This is a genomic window from Runella zeae DSM 19591, from assembly GCF_000423565.1.
GTDB lineage: Bacteria > Bacteroidota > Bacteroidia > Cytophagales > Spirosomataceae > Runella > Runella zeae.
Genome location: NZ_KE384037.1, coordinates 1 through 20,187, shown reverse-complemented (window position 1 = coordinate 20,187; position 20,187 = coordinate 1). Strand labels below are relative to the sequence as shown.

Annotated in this window: 19 protein-coding genes; 8 read left to right on the top strand and 11 right to left on the bottom strand. The window is 40.7% G+C overall.

Annotated features, from left to right (window positions below; all coding sequences use genetic code 11):
• Positions 1-16: 16 nt before the first annotated feature.
• From G563_RS0121010 to G563_RS0120985, 6 genes are all read right to left on the bottom strand, one after another.
• Positions 17-703 carry a pirin family protein gene (locus tag G563_RS0121010; RefSeq protein ID WP_028667035.1) on the bottom strand — a complete coding sequence of 229 codons (687 nt, stop codon included), beginning with the start codon at positions 701-703 and terminating at the stop codon, positions 17-19.
• Entirely contained in the window at positions 687-1,220 is a 534-nt protein-coding gene (locus G563_RS0121005; protein WP_028667034.1) for a hypothetical protein, read from the bottom strand. The genes G563_RS0121010 and G563_RS0121005 overlap by 17 nt, the downstream gene beginning before the upstream one ends.
• Positions 1,221-1,223: 3 nt before the next feature.
• Positions 1,224-1,964: a dioxygenase family protein gene (locus G563_RS0121000; protein WP_028667033.1), complete on the bottom strand. Its 741-nt coding sequence runs from the start codon at positions 1,962-1,964 to the stop codon at positions 1,224-1,226.
• 118 nt (positions 1,965-2,082) lie between these two features.
• Complete coding sequence (locus tag G563_RS35470) at positions 2,083-3,414, bottom strand: S41 family peptidase (protein WP_051211110.1); 1,332 nt, start codon at positions 3,412-3,414, stop codon at positions 2,083-2,085.
• Positions 3,415-3,630: 216 nt separating this feature from the next.
• Complete coding sequence (locus tag G563_RS0120990) at positions 3,631-4,329, bottom strand: LytR/AlgR family response regulator transcription factor (protein WP_028667032.1); 699 nt, start codon at positions 4,327-4,329, stop codon at positions 3,631-3,633.
• A 135-nt stretch (positions 4,330-4,464) separates the two neighbouring features.
• Positions 4,465-5,535 (bottom strand): sensor histidine kinase, encoded by a 1,071-nt coding sequence (locus G563_RS0120985; RefSeq protein ID WP_028667031.1) that lies wholly within the window; start codon positions 5,533-5,535, stop codon positions 4,465-4,467.
• Between the two features lie 168 nt (positions 5,536-5,703).
• Between G563_RS0120985 and G563_RS0120980 the strand changes: the two genes are divergently transcribed.
• Complete coding sequence (locus tag G563_RS0120980; protein WP_028667030.1) at positions 5,704-6,276, top strand: helix-turn-helix domain-containing protein; 573 nt, start codon at positions 5,704-5,706, stop codon at positions 6,274-6,276.
• Between the two features lie 42 nt (positions 6,277-6,318).
• On the top strand, positions 6,319-7,251 hold the full coding sequence (locus G563_RS0120975) for a M20/M25/M40 family metallo-hydrolase (protein ID WP_028667029.1): 933 nt from the start codon (positions 6,319-6,321) through the stop codon (positions 7,249-7,251).
• A gap of 8 nt (positions 7,252-7,259) precedes the next feature.
• Here the strand turns inward: G563_RS0120975 and G563_RS0120970 are convergent, their stop codons facing one another.
• The gene (locus G563_RS0120970; protein ID WP_028667028.1) at positions 7,260-7,697 is read right to left on the bottom strand and encodes a hypothetical protein; all 438 of its coding nucleotides are present in this window, start codon (positions 7,695-7,697) and stop codon (positions 7,260-7,262) included.
• A gap of 162 nt (positions 7,698-7,859) precedes the next feature.
• On the opposite strand from G563_RS0120970, the gene G563_RS0120965 reads away from it, so the two are divergent.
• Entirely contained in the window at positions 7,860-9,131 is a 1,272-nt protein-coding gene (locus G563_RS0120965) for a PQQ-dependent sugar dehydrogenase (protein WP_028667027.1), read from the top strand.
• A gap of 410 nt (positions 9,132-9,541) precedes the next feature.
• Here G563_RS0120965 and G563_RS0120960 read toward each other — a convergent pair whose 3' ends face one another.
• The 3 genes from G563_RS0120960 to G563_RS0120950 form a co-directional block, all read right to left on the bottom strand.
• Positions 9,542-10,870: an enolase C-terminal domain-like protein gene (locus G563_RS0120960; RefSeq protein ID WP_374754535.1), complete on the bottom strand. Its 1,329-nt coding sequence runs from the start codon at positions 10,868-10,870 to the stop codon at positions 9,542-9,544.
• 77 nt (positions 10,871-10,947) lie between these two features.
• A complete protein-coding gene (locus G563_RS0120955; protein WP_028667025.1) occupies positions 10,948-13,272 on the bottom strand; it encodes a c-type cytochrome in 2,325 nt (774 codons plus the stop codon).
• 95 nt (positions 13,273-13,367) lie between these two features.
• Entirely contained in the window at positions 13,368-14,696 is a 1,329-nt protein-coding gene (locus G563_RS0120950; RefSeq protein WP_028667024.1) for a DEAD/DEAH box helicase, read from the bottom strand.
• 269 nt (positions 14,697-14,965) lie between these two features.
• Between G563_RS0120950 and G563_RS0120940 the strand changes: the two genes are divergently transcribed.
• The 5 genes from G563_RS0120940 to G563_RS0120920 all read left to right on the top strand — a co-directional run bounded on the left by G563_RS0120940 (position 14,966) and on the right by G563_RS0120920 (position 19,788).
• Complete coding sequence (locus tag G563_RS0120940; protein ID WP_028667023.1) at positions 14,966-15,568, top strand: DUF6915 family protein; 603 nt, start codon at positions 14,966-14,968, stop codon at positions 15,566-15,568.
• Positions 15,565-16,542 carry a hypothetical protein gene (locus G563_RS0120935; RefSeq protein WP_028667022.1) on the top strand — a complete coding sequence of 326 codons (978 nt, stop codon included), beginning with the start codon at positions 15,565-15,567 and terminating at the stop codon, positions 16,540-16,542. Before G563_RS0120940 ends, G563_RS0120935 begins: the two co-directional genes overlap by 4 nt.
• Positions 16,543-16,766: 224 nt before the next feature.
• A complete protein-coding gene (locus G563_RS0120930) occupies positions 16,767-17,342 on the top strand; it encodes a Crp/Fnr family transcriptional regulator (RefSeq protein ID WP_028667021.1) in 576 nt (191 codons plus the stop codon).
• A gap of 64 nt (positions 17,343-17,406) precedes the next feature.
• Positions 17,407-18,420 carry an NAD-dependent epimerase/dehydratase family protein gene (locus tag G563_RS0120925; protein WP_028667020.1) on the top strand — a complete coding sequence of 338 codons (1,014 nt, stop codon included), beginning with the start codon at positions 17,407-17,409 and terminating at the stop codon, positions 18,418-18,420.
• Between the two features lie 195 nt (positions 18,421-18,615).
• A complete protein-coding gene (locus G563_RS0120920; RefSeq protein WP_028667019.1) occupies positions 18,616-19,788 on the top strand; it encodes a hypothetical protein in 1,173 nt (390 codons plus the stop codon).
• A gap of 68 nt (positions 19,789-19,856) precedes the next feature.
• Here the strand turns inward: G563_RS0120920 and G563_RS35465 are convergent.
• Positions 19,857-20,187 (bottom strand): transposase family protein (locus G563_RS35465; RefSeq protein WP_037327746.1); only part of this gene is annotated, 331 nt, incomplete at its 5' end.

The window sequence follows — 20,187 nt, the reverse complement described above, 5'->3', positions numbered from 1 at the left end:
AATTATGTTATGAGATTTACATCGGCAATTCGATGATGAGAATGATAGCATTGTTTGACAGTGCTTCAAACTCAACTTCCGATACTTGTGAAAGAGCCAAACCATCACGAGGATGCAATAAACGGTTTTGTACTTCAAATGCCCCTTCAATCACAAATACAAATACTCCGTGAGTCTCGTCCAGTAAGGGATACGTGTCTTCGGCGCGGCCATCATAACGTCCCAACCAACCGTGAGCTTGGGTGGAAAAAAGAGGTGAGAGTTGGTTTTTTTTCTTAAAGTCAAAGGTGAAATTATTCAATTGAGGAGAGGAAGACTCACCTTCGTTTTTAATCCAAATCTGCAAAAAATTGATAAGGTCGTCAGAATAGGGATTGGTAAGCTTATAAGTGAGAGAAGGTGAGGATTTCAGAATCTGTACTTGACCTGCTTCTAAGATACCTGCCTCTCCTAAACTATTTTCATATTCTATTGCTCCTACCAAAGGCAACAAAATTACGTCCATATTGTCATCGACGTTCATAGAGAGGCTTTTTTGGCTAGCGAGTGTGTCGTCATTAAAAACCTGTAAAGTGCCAAAAGGTTGACGATGCTCTACGTGGTATTCACCAAAATTGAAGATATGAAAACTTCGGAACCAATCTACTTCAGAATGGCCGCGCTGCTCAGCCAAAAAAATGGTAGCTTCAGGTTGGGAAATCATAGGGTAAGTGTTTTTTGAAAAAAGAAATGCTCAGATTAGGTTGTAAATCAATGATGTCTGTAGCAACATCTATGCCATTTTTAATTGCTTCTGTTTGATTTCCATAGGCAACCAAAAGATGGTTGCCTACGGAATCAATCCAAGTAAGAGGCTCACTATAAAAATAAATAGCGATTTTGTGCTCGCTTTTATTTTGGATGTGAGAATGGATGATTTCAAATTTAAAACGCTTAAATGAAAGACACAACTTGCCATGTGCATTCACTATCTCTGGCATGATATCTTTTAGTTGTTGGAGATATCCCATAGCTGCTGTACTCACCATACCATGAATTTGGTGGGCTTGGGGAATGTTTTCCTCTAGAGCCTTTAGAGTAGTGTATTGTCCCTGAGGGTCAAAGTATTGGGCTCTCATAAAAAACTCAAGATAAGTATCGTCAAACACGAACTTGTCCCATGCTTTTTGTGAAGAAGCATCAATCACTTTTTGATAACATAAACTGATAATACCTTTCATGGCTTAGGCACTTACTACAATGGTGTGAGTGAGAGCATATCCGTTGGCGACGCTACCTGTTACGGTGGCTAATTCGTTGGTATAGCCGTCACTAAATATATTGTCTCTTTCGTTGGTGGTGTCGGCTTTTCCTTTGGTATAAAAATTGGTAGCGGTCATAAACACCGTGTCGCATACCGTGGCAGGAAAAGCAATCTGAGTCACCAACAATGATTTGCCACTAGCGTTATAAATATGAACATGGATGTGGACGGCTCTTCCCGAATACCATCCCGGAAAAATCGTTGTGAAAGAGACTGCCCCACTAGCATCAGTAGTTTGGCGACCTCTCAAGAAGTGTACTGAAGTATAATTGGTACTTTGCATGCCTGTACCACCGTATTCAGAATAGTTGCCGTCTTTGTCGCAGTGCCAAATATCCACGATAGCTCCTTCTAAAGCTGCGCAACTGCTGTTTTTATTTTTGATAGTAATAGCCACAGTCATCGGAACCCCCGTTCGGTCTGAACGAATGTCTTTCATGACAAGCGAGCTAGGAGTTTTGGTAGGAAAGGGGCCTTCGGTTTCGGAGGGAGTCACGTCACAGGTGCCACCCGTAGTGCCATTGGTGGAGCCTTGGTTGGTAGTAGTGCCTCCAGTCGTAATGGGGTCAACGCTGTCTTTGCTGCAAGCTCCTACCAACGGGGCTACGGTCGCGATTCCTAAGACTGACAAGCTTCTTTTCAAAAAATCCTTACGTTCCATGTTCTTTGTGTTTATTTGGAGATGTGATTGTTTTTCACTTACCAATACGTTAGATCATATGATGACGTTGTGTCATGGCCGCCAATTGAGGTAAATGAGGTTTTTGTTGCGGTGAATTTTACTTTATGGCGGGTGCTTTGACCACTAAATCGCGCACCGATTTTTGATCTAATGGGCGGTTGGAGGCTTCAGTTTCGGCCGATATTCTAGCTTGAGTGGTAGTGGCAAAGCTGCCTGTTTGAATATAATTCAAAGCACTAGCGAGGCAACTTTCGAGCGGGTCACCCCAGTTTTTATCAAGTCCATCCGCTACATCGGCATCCACTGCGATGCCATCATAATAATCTCCTACATTCTTGGCATTGACTGTTTTGAAGGCTATGGGAGCTATGACATAATCCATCACTTCAAAACCGTACATTCCAACGGGTTTGCCGTGAGTGGTTTTGCCGAGGGTTTTTACGTCGAGGTAGGGTTTGAGATTGTTGATGAGCAACTCCGAAGCAGAGGCCGATGCCGCCGAAGTAATAAAAAATATCCTAGAAAGATTCAGGGAGCCAGTTTTGGAGAATCGGATGGTTTCGTTCCAAGCCGAAAGCTTCGTATTGTGAAGATAACTAAACATCACCGACGACCGACTAACCGAACTAGGGGCAAGGGCATTAGCGAGCATAACTTGGGTATCTACATCTCCACCGCCATTATAACGCAAATCCACAATCATTTCATTGACACCCGCCGCTTCAAAAGTGCTTAATACAGTTTTGAGTTCGTTTTGAGAAGGTGTTCCTGTAAAACTATTAAACACAAAATACCCTACCTTTTTGCCGGCTACTTCATATACTTTATTGTATAGTACCGTATTGAGCGTATAAGTGACGGTCGTAAGAGGGGCTGTTACGGTGCTACCGTCAGGTTTTTGGAAACCAAATGTAGTAGAAGTCGCTTCATAAAAAGCACTGATGAGAGCATCGTCCGAAAGCGATTTGACAGATTGCCCGTTGATAGTAGTAAGTTTCCAGCCGCGTTCGACACCTGCTTTTCCAGCGGGTGATTGGGCGTAGACATATCTCACGCGTAGGTCGTTGTTGGCGTCATATTTAATCCAAAACCCAAAGTCGCTCGTTTCGCCATCAGAAAAATAACTGTTGAACGAGCTCGCTTTTTCTACAAAAGACCATTGGTCGAGCGGTTGATAAGCCCGGAGTGCATCCATTTCACTTTCGGGGGTAGCATAAGAGCGCGGATTGAAGTTGGAAGGAAGTTTATCATACCACAGATACACATCCTGCATATAGGCCAACAGCGAATCGCGAATATCGGCTGTAGTGGTGGTAGTAGTGGTACTTGGGTTTGTATTTTGTGGGTCGAGGTCGTTTTGTTTGCAACTCACTACCATCAAAGCGAAGGCTATCACACTCCCCACGGTGAATTTTGCAATGTTACTCATTGTCTGTTTTTAGTTTAAGGTGAAAGAAAAAACAGGGAGAGTTTGAGCAAATTCAAATAGAGAATGAGGGTAAAAGTGATTGACAAAACGTATAAAGATTGTCTTTTGACAATACACAGTACGCAAGGCTACAGCTGGGCGTTGCTAATGGTAATTATTTTTAGAAAAGTTAATCTTAAAAAAAAAGGTACCTAAAAATGGAGCCTTATTGTTTATTTAGGGTTGAAAACGTTTGAAAAAATCGGCTTCGTAGCTCGCACTTATGGGGATTTCTTCGCCCCGGAGCGTGATGATTTTGTTACGAACAGATTCAATCCATTTGAAAGGGACGATAAAAGACCGATGTACCCGCATAAAATCAGCAGCAGGGAGTTTTTCTACCATTGTTTTCATGGTCATACGGGCTACGATAGGCTTGCCAGTCTCAAGGTGGATTTTGAGATAATCATCCAAGCCCTCAATGAATAAAATCTCACCAAAAGCAATCTTATACACCCGATAATCTGCCTTGATAAACAAATACTGAGGCGCTTCGGGGGCAGCGGAGGCATTTTTAAGAAATTGATGATACTCTTTGGCTTTATGTGCCGCCTGTAAGAAACGTTCGAAAGTAAAAGGTTTCAATAAATAATCGACAGCATTGAGGTTGAATCCTTCCACGGCATACTCTGCATAAGCCGTAGTGAAAACCACCATTGCTTCTTTGGGCAGGATTTTATAAAAATCAATGCCCGACATAGACGGCATATTAATGTCCAAAAAAATCAAATCAACCTCCTGATTAGTAAGGTAAGCGAGGGCTTCGTCGGTACGCAAAAATGTTTTTTCAAGGGTAATAAAATCCACTTGACCACAAAAATGTTTGATGACCCGTAAAGCGGGAGGTTCGTCGTCGACAGCAACAGCTTTGAGCATATTGTAGCACAGGCTACCAGCCTGTCAATAAATTATAAATAAATATGTAGCACAGGCTACCAGCCTGTAAATGAATTTTTTGAATACCAGTAAATACGCTTCAACCCATCAGTGAATCGTTATAAAAAAAACATATCAACTCAACTCCAAAGTTAACTCTACCGTAAAATCCTCATCGGTTTCATTAACAAACAATAAGTTTTTGTTGGGATACAACAAGCCTAGTCTCGTTCTGGCGTTTTCAAGGCCAATTCCGCTAGAGGTTTCTTCGTCATGAAATCTCCTTACTTTTTTGTTGAAAGTATGTAAATGCAAAATACTTTTTTCAATCGAAAGATGAATCTTCACAATTGATTTTTCTTGGGGATTGATACCATATTTGAAAGTATTTTCGATAAAAGAAATCAAAATAAGCGGTGCAATTTGGAGCCCATTGGGGTATCCTTCGATTTTGAAATCAATAGCGGCGGTTTCGTCGAGGCGTAGTTGTTGAAGGGCTACATAATTATCGATGTATTCAAGTTCTTTAGCCAAAGGCACTTTTTCGGTATCTGCTTCACGCATCACATACCGCATCAAAGCGGCAAGTTTTACGACTACATCGGCGGTACGGGGCGACTGCTCAATGGCCAACGAATAAATCGTATTGAGCGTATTGAACAAAAAATGAGGATTGATTTGGGCTTTCAAAAACGAAAGCTTAGTGTTTAGATTTTCGCGTTCGGTTTGGCGGAGTCGCTCGTTGATTTGAAGAGAAAGAGACACAAAAATGCCCACTAAAAACAAAAACAAGGCATGACTCAATTCAAATCCCAAAGGAGGTTTTTGCTGATATGATTTAGGAGGAGGTGGCGGAGGGAAGTGAGGTGAGGGTGGCGGTGGCACTTCCAAGTGAGTAGTAGTTTCTAAAATATCTTGTCTATCTATCGACAACAACATGCCGACGATAATCCCAAACGAAACGCATATACTTAGGGCATAATAAATATATTTTTGGGTGAAATAAAGCTTAGGGATAAGTACATAATAGTTGAGATAAAAAAAGCCCAACATCAGGATATATGCAAAAAGATTAGTGCGTTCATGGGGGTTATGGGCCACTTGTGCTATTTGACCCAGACCATTGGGGGCAAATATATAGGGTAAAACCAAAAACGATACTCCCAATAATAGATGGATACCTATACGCCAAAAGGGGCTTTTCATGAGGAAATATTTTAGAAAGGAAAATTACAAAACAAAACCGCTTCCTAAAAATGATTGCGGTATTTGCCTAGAAAGTGTCGGTAGATAAGTAACAATAGACTATTTTGGGGTTTTAAAACTATCTCTTACGTTATTATTTAATACCCACTTAAACTATCTTTGAGTTTTATGGCCAATGAAGTAATCCTGCAAATCAGTAGTAAACTTAAAGATTATCGTAAATCCAAAGGAATCACTATTCAGCAGCTTGCCGACCGCGCTCAAGTGAGCAAAGGACTTATCTCCCAAATCGAAAACAATCGTACTATTCCGTCGCTTTTGGTACTTATCAACCTGATTCGTTCGTTGGGGGTGGACTTAAATGATTTCTTTGCCGATGTAGAGCAAGCTTCCGAAAGTAAGGTGATTGTGAAAAGAAGTGAAGAGTATCATCCCTTCGAAAAAGAACAATCAAAAGGCTTTTTATACCGCCGAGTGATGACGCGCAACATCCAAAATCTCCCTACCGATATTGTGATACTCGAATTGGCTCCTAAAGCGACCAGGTCTTTTATGGTAAAGACCAATGCCTTTGAGTATAAGTACGTTATCAGTGGACAAGTAGAGTACATCGTAGGCGATCAAAGATACGCTCTGAAAGCGGGGGATTCGATTTTCTTTGATGCCAACCTCCCCCACAAGCCCCTCAACACGGGCGACACAACGGCCTTGATGCTAGTGATGTATTTCTTTAAGGAATAATCGCCTTATCTTTGCGGGGTTGATTATCCTCAAAAAAATTACATGAAAAAACTACGCGCCATTTTTTTATTGCTTGTCTCTTTTTCGGTCTTGGGTCAAAGTCCCTCCGAAGATATGGTTATCAAACATATCAAATACCTCTCTGTCGATAAAATGAAAGGGAGAGGTACTGGAAGCAAAGAAAACGCCAAGGCGGCCAAATACATCACCAAAAATTTTAAGAAACTAGGTCTCAAACCACTCGGCACCAACGGTTTTTTGCAGCCTTTTACGGCCAAAGTCAGAAGAGTAGTAGTGCCTGATAGCATTCGTCAAGCCAACAATGTACTGGGTTTTTTGGATAATGGTGCGCCTTATACGATTGTGATTGGGGCACACTATGACCACTTGGGAGAAGGAAAACAAGGGAGCTTACGCGACCCCAAAGCCGTGGGGCAGATTCACAATGGTGCCGACGACAACGCCTCTGGAGTGGCGGGGCTGTTGGAATTGGCACGTTATTTTTCTAAAAACGAAGCCAAAGAACCTTACAATTTTCTTTTTATCGCTTTTGGAGCTGAAGAATTAGGGTTGGTGGGTTCGAGGTATTTTGTAAACAATCCGACGCTTTCTTTGGATAAAATCAATTTCATGGTCAACATGGACATGATTGGCCGTTATAATGCTGACCGTGGGGTAGGAATTGGTGGCTATGGCACAAGCGACGCCTGGCCTGAGGTGTTTAAAGGGGTGACGGGAAGCATCAAATTTTTTACTGACCGTTCGGGTAGCGGTGGGGCGGATCACGCGTCGTTTTATACCAAAAAGCTCCCTGTTTTGTTTTTTCATACAGGGGGGCACGACGACTATCATATGCCTACTGATGACTGGGAAAAAATAGACGTAAAATCAGAAGTAGGTATCCTAGAAGTAGAAATAAAACTCATCGAAAATGCGATGAAACTTCCCAAGTTGAATTTTACAGAAGTGAAGTGATTGAGGCTTCATTCAATCACTTCAATGTCATGATTTCGGAGGTCTTGGATTAGCTTTTGAAGATTTTTTTCTGAACTATCAATGTAAATAAGCCTGATTTGTTGCCTAGAAACAACAAATCGGGCTGTTATTGTTATGTCCCACCGATTCTTTTTTAATTCTACTCTTTTTATTTCGCGAAGCGAAAATTCAGAACGGTTTGTGATTCTAAAGAAATAATGAATCAAAAGACCTGTCCAGAATATTGCTAAAAATATTCCAAAAAAAAGGTTTAAAGCGTCTTTTTCTTCATAACTTTTCAAGGCAGTTGAAACCCCATACACAACACTTGATATACCTATTAGCTTTTCTAATTTATGACTTTTATGAGCGTTGTCTTCAATAATTAATGATTCGTTATTTAGGGATATAACTCCGTTTTTTAGTATATAATAAGATTTTTTCATGACTCCTCTCCTGAATTCGAGAGCTAATATATCTTATATTTTGAAAATACTGTATGTTGTTTAGTGGTTATTTTGAAGGGTTGTTTACGAAGCGGGGTTAAAATCGGAGGTTTAATTGCTTTATAGAAAAGTAAGTATTTAACAACCTCTTTTTTTTATTATATGAATTCTTCTGTACGTATCATGGTAGCGGGGGCTTTGGTAGCTACGGCGGCTACGTTGACTGCCTATAAAAGTGGTCCTGGGGCTACCCACAATAAACCTAAAAATGTAGATATAAAAGTGCCGGCGGGCTTTTCGGTGAGCCTGTTGGCCGAAGACCTCGAAACGCCGCGCCACTTGGCAGTTTCGAAGGGTGGAGATATTTATGTCAAAATCAATAAACTCAAAGACGGCAAGGCCATTTATCGCCTAAGAGATACCAATGGTGACGGGGTGATTGACGAAAAAATTGGCTTTGGAGACTATAAAGGCTCAGGGATTTTTATCCGTGACGGCTATTTGTATGCTTCATCTAATACGGGAGTATATCGCTATAAACTCAATGATAAAGAAGAGGTAATTGACTATAACAATCCCGAATTGATTGTCAAAGGGCTAGTAGCGAAAGGGCGCGATGAAGCTAAAAATTTGGCGGTCGATAAAAATGGCTACGTGTATGTAAACATAGGCTCGCCTGATGAAATATGTAAAGAACCGGGCACCAACAAAGGTAAAATCCCTTGTCCGTTGTTGGATTCGGTAGGGGGAATTTGGCGTTTTAAAACCAATCAACTCAACCAACAATACAGTGATGGGGTAAAGTATGCTACTGGACTCAAAAATGTAGTCGGCCTAGATTGGAATACGAGCACTAATTCGCTTTTTGTGATGATGCACGGTCGCGGTAAATTTCATGATACTTTTCCGCAATATTACTCGCCCCAAGACAGCGAAAAGCTTCCTGCCGAAACCATGTATGAAGTGCACCAAGGTGATGATGCCGGCTGGCCGTATGTGTATTATGACCCTTTTCAGAAAAAGAAAATCCTTTGTCCTGAATATGGAGGAGATGGTAAAAAAACAGGGGGCGAAAAGGCGATTGACCCCGTGGCGGATTTTCCGGCGCACTTAGGTCCCAATGCGTTGCTTTTTTACACGGGAAAAATGTTTCCTGCCAAATACAAAAATGGCGCTTTTATTGCCTTTCATGGTCAATCGCCCGTGCTCAAAAAAGGGTATATGGTAGCTTTTGTGCCTTTCAAAAATGGCAAACCTTCGGGCAAATGGGAGATTTTTGCGGACAATTTTGCCGGAACTGACCTCGCCAAACCTACAGGCCCGGTTCAGCACCGTCCTTGCGGCCTTGCCCAAGGCCCCGACGGCTCTCTGTTTGTGACCGACGACTTGAACGGTGCGCTCTTCCGCATCACTTACAAAGCACCTAAGAAATAGCAAAGTCATCTCGAATGTAGATGATTCATAAAAAACCTTCTGATTTGTGTTTGAATAGGTACTACCTTTCAAATCTGAGCAGAAGGTTTTTTTTATACCTATGAATGCATTGTTAGCTAAGTTTTTTAAATTTTACCCGCCGATTGGCGCAGATTGAAAGTCGCAGACAAACGCAGATAGGAGACTGTCTCAAGCCCTTTTTTAGCGAAAATCTGCGTCTGTATTATTCAGCGCACTTCTGCGGGTAAAAAACAAAACTTTTTTTACTTAACAATGTAATGAATGTTCTGCTAAATCAACTTTTGACTTCTCCGAAGTCGTTTGTTTTTTGTGGGGACTTGTTGGCTACAAACTTTGAGCCTCTTCGAGGCCAAAAAAGTGGTAGCATTCGTAAAAGGGGTAATGTTACGTTACACTGGAAACAGCGATAAATAATGCTCCGAATCTTCCAAGATACCCGCACTTTGGGTATAAAACGAAGCATCAGTTTCATAGACTCCTTTTTGGGTTTGTGTCCATGAGCCGTTGGCTTTGGGATGGTAGCTCATTAGTTTGTTCCAATTTTTATAATACTGATGTCCGTTGGTTTCTTGAAGCCCGATAGTCATGCCCGGAAAAGACGGTAAACGCGCCGCCACCGACTTGTTCCAATCTACCAAAATAGGATTGACAGTGAGGTCGGCACAGAAGCAGGGGATGTTTTTTTCGTAAGCAAGTTGGGCGATTTTCATGGTCATGCTAAGGGTTTTGGCAATGGCCTTGACCGCTATGGCCGCGTAGCCTTGCTCAATACGCCGCGCGGCATCTTCCACGGTGTGAGCGCTTTCATCGGCGGCGATTCTGACGCCCAAGTCTCCTACAAACACCTCATTGCTTTCTTCAAAAGGCTCCTCTACCACGGCGATTTGGTCAAAAGCACCGATTTTTTTGGCATGATCCAAAAACCTCAGTAGCGTGTCTTTGTGCTCATAGCGGCCATTGGCATCAAAATAATAAGGGATTTTGCCCGTCTTCGTATAAGGGGTTTCGTAATGACCAATGGCTTTGTGAACAGCCGTAAGAAAAGCAATGTCTTTCTCCAACATTTCTTTTTGTGTACCTGCTGCGCCAGTTTTGAGTTTCATAATAAAATACCCTTGGTCGGCGGCGGTTTTGATTTGCTCGGCGGTAGTGCCAACGCTAAAAGACGGGATACTCGCTACTTTGGAGTGCCGATTTGATAAACCTCCACGATAAGCGGTGGGAATGAGTTCATCAAAAGTTTTGAGGTTGTTTTCGTGCGCATAGAGCATCCAAGCGGCGTTGTCAACACATACCAAGGCATTGAGCGCAAAGGTTTTGCGGAGGTCGCTAATGCCCGTGATTTTTTTGCCATAGGCCAATACTTGTGGCAAAAGCTCTTCCATGAGCGTCACAGGATTGGTAAATGATTGGCCTTTGACGAGTTGAAGGGCGTGCTCGCTCATGGCATACATGAGGGCATTGCCAGCGCTTTCAGAATGCCACGCAAACACGCGCGCATCTGACCACAATACGCCTTGGGTTCCTAAACCTACTTTTCGGACTCCACTGCTCGACTCCAACATGGCCGCTACTTGCCAACTATCCGTAATAGCGCTTCCCTTGAATCGGTAAGGTGTCAAGGGCTCGCGTTCAAAATTGGCACTTACATTTTTGATATGAATGCGTTTTTCAGAAAGACCTGCGAAGGAAGGCTCATTGAGGCCGATAGCCATCATCGATGCGCTGTATTTCATAAATTCGCGACGATTGAGGGAAGGATTGTCAAGCATTTGGATAGAAAAGGTTTGGGAAATCAATCGGGAATGCGGTTGAGCGTATACCATGCTTCCGACGACCACAAGACGTTACCGGTTTGGCTTTTCAAATCGTCAGGAAGGCGGAAATAAATCACGTGTTCTTTTTTTAAATGAGGGATTTCAAGATAAAGTCGTTTGCGGTCTTTCGAAATAGTCCATTGGGCAATCGATAGGGTAGTCAAACCCCTCTTGGGGCCGCCGTAGTTTTTGGTAGGTTGATACCACCATTGCTGAATCAAAAAATCGTTGGGACGAAGCTGTTGAGATTCCGCGAGAGGTTGGGTAAATTCTATTTCAAAACCGCGATTTTTAGCCCTTATGGCCAGCATTTCGAAGGTAGATTTGCCATTGTATTTGATTTTTTGAAGCCCTCGTACCTTATCGTGCCAGCTCCAACCACCGCCTACCATACCCACTTCGCCTACGTACAACGCTCCGTCAGGCCCCCATCTAAGGCGATTGACGCCCGCTTCAAAACCTTGCGAAAACCGAAACACAGCTCCTTGGTATTCCCCTTTTATTTTTTCTAAAAAGTCGCGTTTGATACCGCCATGAGTGACATCGCCATGCAGCAATTGCCCTTGGTAGGGGCCTTCCTTGACCAAAACAGGCTCAGAAGGCGAATTTCCAATCTCATGTTCGGGTAGCCAAATAGCGGGTAAAGCCATTTTAGGCGGAGCTTCGTGGTGGAGCCATCCCCACTCCATGCCGTGATATTCGTCTTTTTTGATATGAATGAGCTTATTGGCTGGTAGCCACTGCCCTTGATTATCGGTCACAAATAGCTCATTATCTACTCCCAGCCCGATGCCATTGGGGGTACGCAGTCCATAATTTACCGACTCAAAACTACCATCTTTGCTTATTTTGATAGTTCGGCCCCGGTCGGGAAGTTGCTTTTCGTCGGGTTTGAGGCGCATTGCCATGGAGAGAGTAGCGTAGAAAAATCCGTCTTTTTGAACCAGTCCAAAAGCAAATTCATGAAAATCAGCCGTGACTCCCCAACCATGACAAATAGCGCGGTATTCGTCGATGATGTCGTCGTTGTTGTGGTCGATAAGCTGGGTTAACTCTTGTTTTTGAAGTACATATATTTTGCCATCAACCACTTCTATCCCAAGAGGTTCGGCCAAGCCAGAGGCGATGCGTTTGACGGTGATTTGGTTGGTATCTCCGGTAGTGACATTGTCCAATACATACACTCCCCCTACGGTGTCCCAAGTGGTGACCAACAAGCGCCCATCGGGCAAAAAAGCGATGGCTCCCACGCGAGGGTTGAAGCGTGGGGTGTGGAGTGTTTGCAAATCATAACTTGGGTGTACCCCTTCTAGCGGCATCCCAAAGCCCGGCTTGGTAGGGCGAGTAGGAGAGGGGTCTTTGGAGGTGGTAGTTTTAGGGGCAGGAGCGGCTTTGGGCTTGAGCGTAAAGATATAATTGACCATTGCCGTAAGGTCGCCTTCCGTAAGCAACGCATGAGAATTCATGACGCCATTTCCCCACACACCTGTGCCACCGTCTCTGATTTTTTCGACGAGCTTCTCGGTGGTTTTTTTGTCGTTTTGGTAGCGTTGGGCCACTTTTTGGAAAGATGGCCCTACCTCATCTTCGGCGATTTTATGACAAACAAAACAATCGCTTTTTTCCATCAATGCTCTGCCTACGTGTGCAAAAGTTTGGGTAGGTGTAGGAGGAGCTTGGTCGGGTAGCGGGTCAAAAGTATGAACAAAAGAAGTCTCGGCGTTGGGTGCTAAAACAATCTTGGTCTGAGGAGATTGCAATGTGATTTGTACCCCCTGTGGTACACGAGTTGTTTTGAAAACGCGCTCCAAAGTCGGTTTTCCCTCTTTGTTTTTTACAAATTCGGGTCTTTCTTCTACCCAAATGGTATCGCGAGAAGGAAGAACAAAGGCGTATTGTAGATAAATCTGCTGATTTCTGAAAACATAACCCTTATAAAGGGGCTTAGGTGTGTGCGTTTGTTGAGAAATCTGGATATTCCACCGAAAAGGCTGAAGGCTGTCAAGCAGATAAGGCGCCCCCCACGAAGTAGGTTGAACATCTTTTTTGTTGGTATAGGCGGCTCCGTCCATCGCGACTCCCCCCTTCCACACTTTGTAGATTTTGCATTGGGTCAAATCATAGGCAAGGTAGCATTCTTGGTGGAGAGCGATGGTGAGCATCCGTGGTTTTTTATCCAAAACCGACCGAAAAGCCCAAATATCTAAGGGGCGTTGAGGGGGAGCATGAAAAGGCGAATAACTCGCCGCTATAAATAGCCCGCTACTCCACAGCAACACCAAAATCAAGCACTTTTCCTTCATTTTTTTTATAGGCTAAACCTAAAAAGTCTAAAACTTAGGAAGGCAAAATGAAGGCGGATATACTTGATTTGGTGGAAATTTGCTGTTTTAAGGCATTAAGATTTACGGGTTTTTTTGATCGGCTTTCCGTATTTTTTCATCATTTCTTTGGCGTGATTGCGGCGCACGTTTACTTTTTGATTTTTTTCTGATTTTTCGTGGAAAGCTCCGCCAAAAGTGTCGCTCTTAACGATTTTTACCTCAATAGTTTTCATAAAACCTTTGGGCTTTTCGTCGTCGGTAAGCTCTTCGGATATTTCAAGAAGTTTGGGCAAAGGCCGCACTGGAATCGGAAGTTTCATGAGGCTTTCGATAGCTTCTTGTTGTTCCTTTTCTTTTTCGGTAACAAAACTTATCGCAATCCCTTTTTTATCGGCTCTTCCTGTCCGTCCGATGCGGTGGATATAGGTTTCGGGAAGTTCGGGCAAATCAAAATTAATGACGTGCGATACTTCCGACACATCCAAGCCTCTTGCAATAACATCCGTAGCAATCAGCACTCGGCAGTCGCCACTCTGAAAGCGATTTACTGCCTCAAAACGTTGCGTTTGGGCTTTGTTGGAGTGTATCACGCCTATTTTTTCTCCTAAATCTTTCTCCACTTGCTCGTACAATTGGTCGGCCAATTGCTTCGTTGCCACAAACACCAGCACTTTGTGCATTTCGGGGTCGTGTTCGAGCAGCAGCTCTAGCAAGTTGACTTTGGTATAAAAATTAGGGACTTCATAGGCCATTTGGTAGATATTGTCGAGCGGTGTGCCCGTAGGCGCGGCCTCTACTTTGGTGGGGTTGTTGAAGTACTGGGTCATCAATTGTTCTACTTCTTCGGTGATAGTGGCCGAAAAAAGTAAATTTTGACGTTTTTCGGGCAGGGCGTCCAAAATCAATTTTAGCTGGGCACGAAAGCCCAAATTGAGCATTTCGTCGGCTTCGTCGATGATCAATTTTTTGACGGTATTGGGTTTGATAACCCCACTCGAAAGCAAATCTACCAAACGGCCAGGCGTGGCAACGAGTACATCCACCCCATTGGAGACTTCCAAAGCTTGGGGTTTTAGGTTGACACCGCCGTATACACCTACTACTCTCAGATTGAGATAAGTAGATAGTTTTTTGACCGACTCTACCACTTGAGTCACCAACTCGCGGGTAGGAACCAGAATAATATATCGGGGATTTTTTTCTTTCGAAAACTGATATTGGCGCAAGCAGGGCAATAAGTAAGCAAAGGTTTTGCCCGTACCTGTTTGAGCGATTCCATACACATCTTGCCCCGACATCACCACCGAAAACACTTTTTGTTGGATCGTAGTAGGGGTAGTAAGTCCTAAGTCAGAGAGGGCGTTGAGGAGTGGTTTGTTGAGATTTAATTCTTCAAAAGTCATACCTATGCGGTTAAAATAAACACTAAGGTACTAGGAATCATCCAACTTTTGTCATCTTTGTTTGAGAAAGCCAATTACAAAGAGCCAAACTTTTTGGGGTAATATGGTTAGAGGGAGCGGCCCTATGTTATTCAAAGCATTAAAACAAAGTACGGCCGTAGCGGATGTGGGTGAGATTAATTACATTTGCGTAGAGGTTGGTGGCTATTTTAGCCGCATTATTTTGAGAAATTAAGCTAAATCAACTTACATAAAACATAAATAATATTTTGAACGCTTATAAACATTCGGAAATATCAGTTAGGCGAAGAAGTGGAATTATTGAAGATTACTATTCAATACATGATTTTATTGATTGCACTAAAGAATTATGTAGTGATAATAGACATCGAATTCTGCATACGATGTGGGGAGTAAAGAGAGTAATAATACCTATTTTTGGCCACACCATAAAAAATTCAGATAATAAACTAGTGAACGTTAAAGATTTGTGTGAACAAGATCATATTTTGCCTGATTATAGGGATAGATTTATTCCAACATTGAATGATTTTGTAATGGCTATTGAAGAAGAAAAAGATGATTTACAAAGATTTAATGATTTTTTTGCCTCTTATAAAGATGATAAGGAGCTTTCAGATTTACTACTTTCACCTTTGGCAAATACGGGTAGTATTAAGTCGCTTTTGATAACTCATAATAGTTGGTTCATCAATGAAATCGTGCCCAAAATACTCAAAAGAGAACCGGAAATTAAAAACTTTAATATTAAGCCTAATCAATTGTTCGATAGGATGAGATTTGAACCTTGGATGAACAATGGATTTGATTACCCAAATAGTGCTAAACAAAATCAAAATTTATTAATATGAGCAAATACGCAGTACACAAACTTTGGTTTTTTTATACCGATGAATGGTATGTAACTTCTAATGAATTAGCGCATTGTATCGGAATATATGATACTTATGAAGAAGCATTAAATGCTAAAGCTAATGCTGACAGAAAATCATTGCTAACTATGAATAGCTATGATTTGTCAAGTGATTTAATGGGCTTCAGTGAAAATGCTTACGGCAATGATTTTACTAATAGTTTGATTGAATATTACAAAAGTCAAAATTGGCATGATAGTATAAAAGAAGTTTTTTATGACGGAAAATTTAATCATTATGAAGTTCTTCCGCCTAAGAATGCTACAGATGATCAGTTAGATGAAATTTTGAGAATAGCTAAAGCATATTTTCATCGTATAATTGAATATAAAGATATAAAAGAATCAATTTATGTAAAATTGAATTATGATTTCTGGGGAAAAAAAGTCTTTGATAAGTTAAAAACCGACGGAGTAATTGAAAGCAGAAGCACACCTGAAAAAGGATTCTATCTAGTCAATAAACCACCAAAAGGTCGTAAGTCAGCAAAGTTTACCGACTTTCAAACGGCAAGAGATTTAGCAATACAATATACAAATTCGTCAATTATTGAATTCGAAGATAATAATTTTCTTGGAAGGACGTATTTTGAAGATACAACAGTTAGTTTGCCGATGTTGATTGCATATATAAATAATTGTAATTCGATTACATTACAAGAAGAAGAGGTTTCTGATAAAAATGTAAAAATAATAAACAGTAAACTGAAAAAACTAAAAAGTAATATTCACAAAGCAGTTGGAGATAAATATTACACCTTAAAATTGCCAAATAATGAAAATTTGGATAAAGATGAATTAAATGGTGTTTTTGAGTTATTAAAACAAAAGCCCTTTAAAATTTATAGAGTAACAACAGAAATAAATGGTGAAGAAGTTAAAGGGTACGTTTCTGATAGTTCACCTTTATAAAATAGTTGTATAATAAAACTCTCATTTCAGTCAATATTGATGTAGTGGAGTTTGAAGTTTTTGTGAACTATAACAAAAGAAAATAAAAATAACGGCTAGCATCATTTTGACAAAAGTGGCGGTTTTGTACTTCAAAGATATTTTTATTTCCAATCAAATATTGGTTCTCTAAAGCAAGATTCTTGGCAAAATCGCCACTTTTGTCATTTTCATAATTTTGTCAAATGCACGCACAACTACTAAAACTCATAGCGGAAAGCATCACCCTCACCGATGCTGATCAAGTATTGTGTGAGCAGTATTTTGAACCTGTGCTTTTTCCCAAAAACCGCGTGATAGAAGAAGAAGGCAAAATTCCAAAACACTTGTATTTTGTGGTGTCGGGCTTTGTGCGGCTGTTTCACTACAATGACAAAGGCGAGGAAGTTACGACTCATATCAATTGTCCGCCTGGATTTATTACCTCCTATTTCAATTTTATCCATCAGACCAAGGCCCCCGAAAACCTAGAATGTATTACGGAATGTGCTTTGCTAAGAATTACAAAAGCTAATTTGGAGCTATTGACGCAGCAAAGCCCTGCATTTAAAGATTTTAGTATTTCGGTTTTTCAACAATCACTTGCGTACAACGAAAACCGCTCAAGGGAGTTGGCTACTCTTACAGCAGAACAACGTTATCAAAAACTGATGGACAACTATCCCGCTATTTTGCACAACGTTCCGCTCCAATACATCGCCTCTTTTTTGGGGATGAACCCCAAAAGCCTGAGCCGAATACGAAAAGAAATGATTAAGTAACATTTGTGAAGTAGATTTAAGCTTGGTCGATAGAATTTTGTGCCATCATTAAAACTTTAAAAATATGGCACAGCAAAATTTAGCATTGGTCACAGGAGCAAACGGACATTTGGGCAACAACTTAGTAAGGTTGCTGATTGAAAAAGGCGTACCTGTTCGGGCGTCGGTTCGTAACCTCAAAAACAGAGAACCTTTTACGGGATTGGATTGCGAAGTTGTACAAGCCGACATCACAAATAAGCCATCTTTGAAAAAAGCATTGCAAGGCGTCGAGACATTTTATGCTGTGGGGGCTGCTTTTAAACTTTGGGCAAAAGACCCAAAAAAAGAAATCTACGACGTAAATCTCTCAGGAACAAAAAATATGATAGAGGCCGCCGCCGAAGCAGGGGTAAAGCGTATTGTATACGTGAGTTCGGTGGCGGCTTTGGATTATTCCAGACTCCCTACCAAAGAACAAAATGGCTATAATCCCGACCGCAGAGATATGTATTACAATTCAAAAAATGACGGAGAAAAACTGGCGTTTGAGTTGGCAAAAAAACACGACATTGAGCTAGTGGCGGTATTGCCGTCAGGAATGATTGGCGGCGAAGCATTTGCCCCGCTCAATGTGTCTTACAACATTATACATTTGATTTTGAAGAAGCAAATTCCGGTCGAAACCAACATTACCCTCAATTGGATTGATGTAAAAGATGTGGCAGAGGGGTGTTATTTGGCCGCTATAAAAGGTAGAAATGGCGAACGTTATATTTTGGCCAACGAAAAATGTACTTCTCTCAAAGAAACCACAAAAATCGCGCAGGAACTTTTTCCCGAATTAAAAATAAAACTACCCACTGCTGTACCCAAACCCATTTTGTTTGGGGTGGCGTGGTTGATGGAAATTGGAAGCAAAATAAGCGGTAAAGCACCTTTGTTGACCACCAAAGACATCGCTATGTTTTCGGGACTTCAGCAAGACTTTGATATTTCAAAAGCACGAAAAGAGCTGGGTTTCAATCCCAAAAACCCAACGCAAGCAGTAAAAGAAGCCATGTACTATTTGCGTGACAATGAAACACGTTTTAATTGACCCAAGAAGGGATAAGCCATCTTTGAACTCCACTCCCGACACATCTTGAACCCCGAAAAATAATCTCAGAAGGTCTTATCCCTCTCATAGGAGGTATAAATGAAATTAGGTATATTTACGGGGATTTAGTGGTAACCCGTTGGCGACATCCAACCAGAATAGATAGTTGACTATCATAAATAAAAAAAGTGAGAAATGATTGTAAAAGATAAAATGTATGACAACAGAATAGATTCTTTAAATCTATTAATAGAAACAACCCTTGAAGAATATTTTAGCCTTTCTAAAGATATTTTAGATAAAAATGAATTTCAAAGAAGAAGGGTTAAATCATCTTCTTCTGTTTATAGTTTACTCAAAAATGACCTTCGCGCGGGTTGTGTTATACCACCTATTGTTCTTGCTCTTTCAATTGCAGCTAAACCCAAACAAGATGAAACAGATGAGGACCTTGTAAGTACAATCAACCAACATAAGGAAAAACTAATTATCCTTGATGGTTTGCAACGAACATACACAATCCGGGATTTAGTCAATGAATTAAATGAAAGGAGCGACCCAGAAAAAGATAATATCTTAAAAAGGAAATTACGAGTAGAGGTTTATATCGGAATAAACAAGTTGGGTATTCTGTATCGTATGCTAACGCTTAATACTGGACAAACGCCAATGTCAAGCAGACATCAAATTGAAATAATATATTCGGACTATATTCAAAATGGTATTGAGGGAATTACCTTACTTACAGAAGTGGACGGGGATACACCCAATAAAACTGGTGAGTATAAGTTTAGGGATATAATAGAAGGTTTTACCTCCTATTTGGATAGAGATTATCTAACAATTGACAGGACTGATATACTAGACAACATTAAAAGCTTAGAAAAGCTTGCAACAGAAAATCAAGATAATGATTTATTCTCAGAGTTTTTAATAGTATATGACAAGTTTGTGCGGAAAATGATTGCTATTTCAGAAGGTTGGGAATTTGATGAAGAAAATCTTGAACAAAAACTTATAGGACAACCCTTTGCGAAAAATGCTTTGAAAATTTTCAATAAGTCGCAAGTTATGACGGGATTCGGCTCTGCATTGGGGAAACTTGTAGATTTTGGTGCAATAAAAAATCCCTCTGATATAAAAGATAAAATTGAAGCCTTAACAATTGTAAATGCCAATACAACTTTAACAAATTTGATTCTACGGCTTGATAGTATTAGAGTTGTTGCAAAAAAAATAGGTAATGACCAAAGATTGTTTTTTCATTTTTTCTTTAGAGAACTTTTTGACAAAAAATCAGATGGATATTTGAGTATTGACAATTCAATTATAGAAGCTTTTCAGCAATACGAACGGAAAACAAAGTAACAATGCCTCTTAAAGTCATAGATACAAATAGTGATTCTAAAATAGTAGAGTTGTTTTCTTGTTGATTACTAACAAGTTATCTTTTTCTTAAAGTCGATTTTGAAGTTCCAAAGGCCTGCGCATAATTCAATACTTTCATCAAATTTTTCCTTAGATTTTCCTCTATACTTGTTAATTAAAATATGATAACGTTTTATTCCTGCAATTGCATTTTCTACAAAAACTCGCTTTTTACTAATAGACTTGTTGTAGTTTTTTTGCTCTAATGTTAAGCTTGGATAAGGATTTTTTTTGCTTTTTTTGGGCTTTTTAAATGGAATCTTTAAAGACAAAAATTTGTATTCTTTCTGAATACCAAGATAACCTAAATCAACATATACATTTTTAGTGAAAAACAAA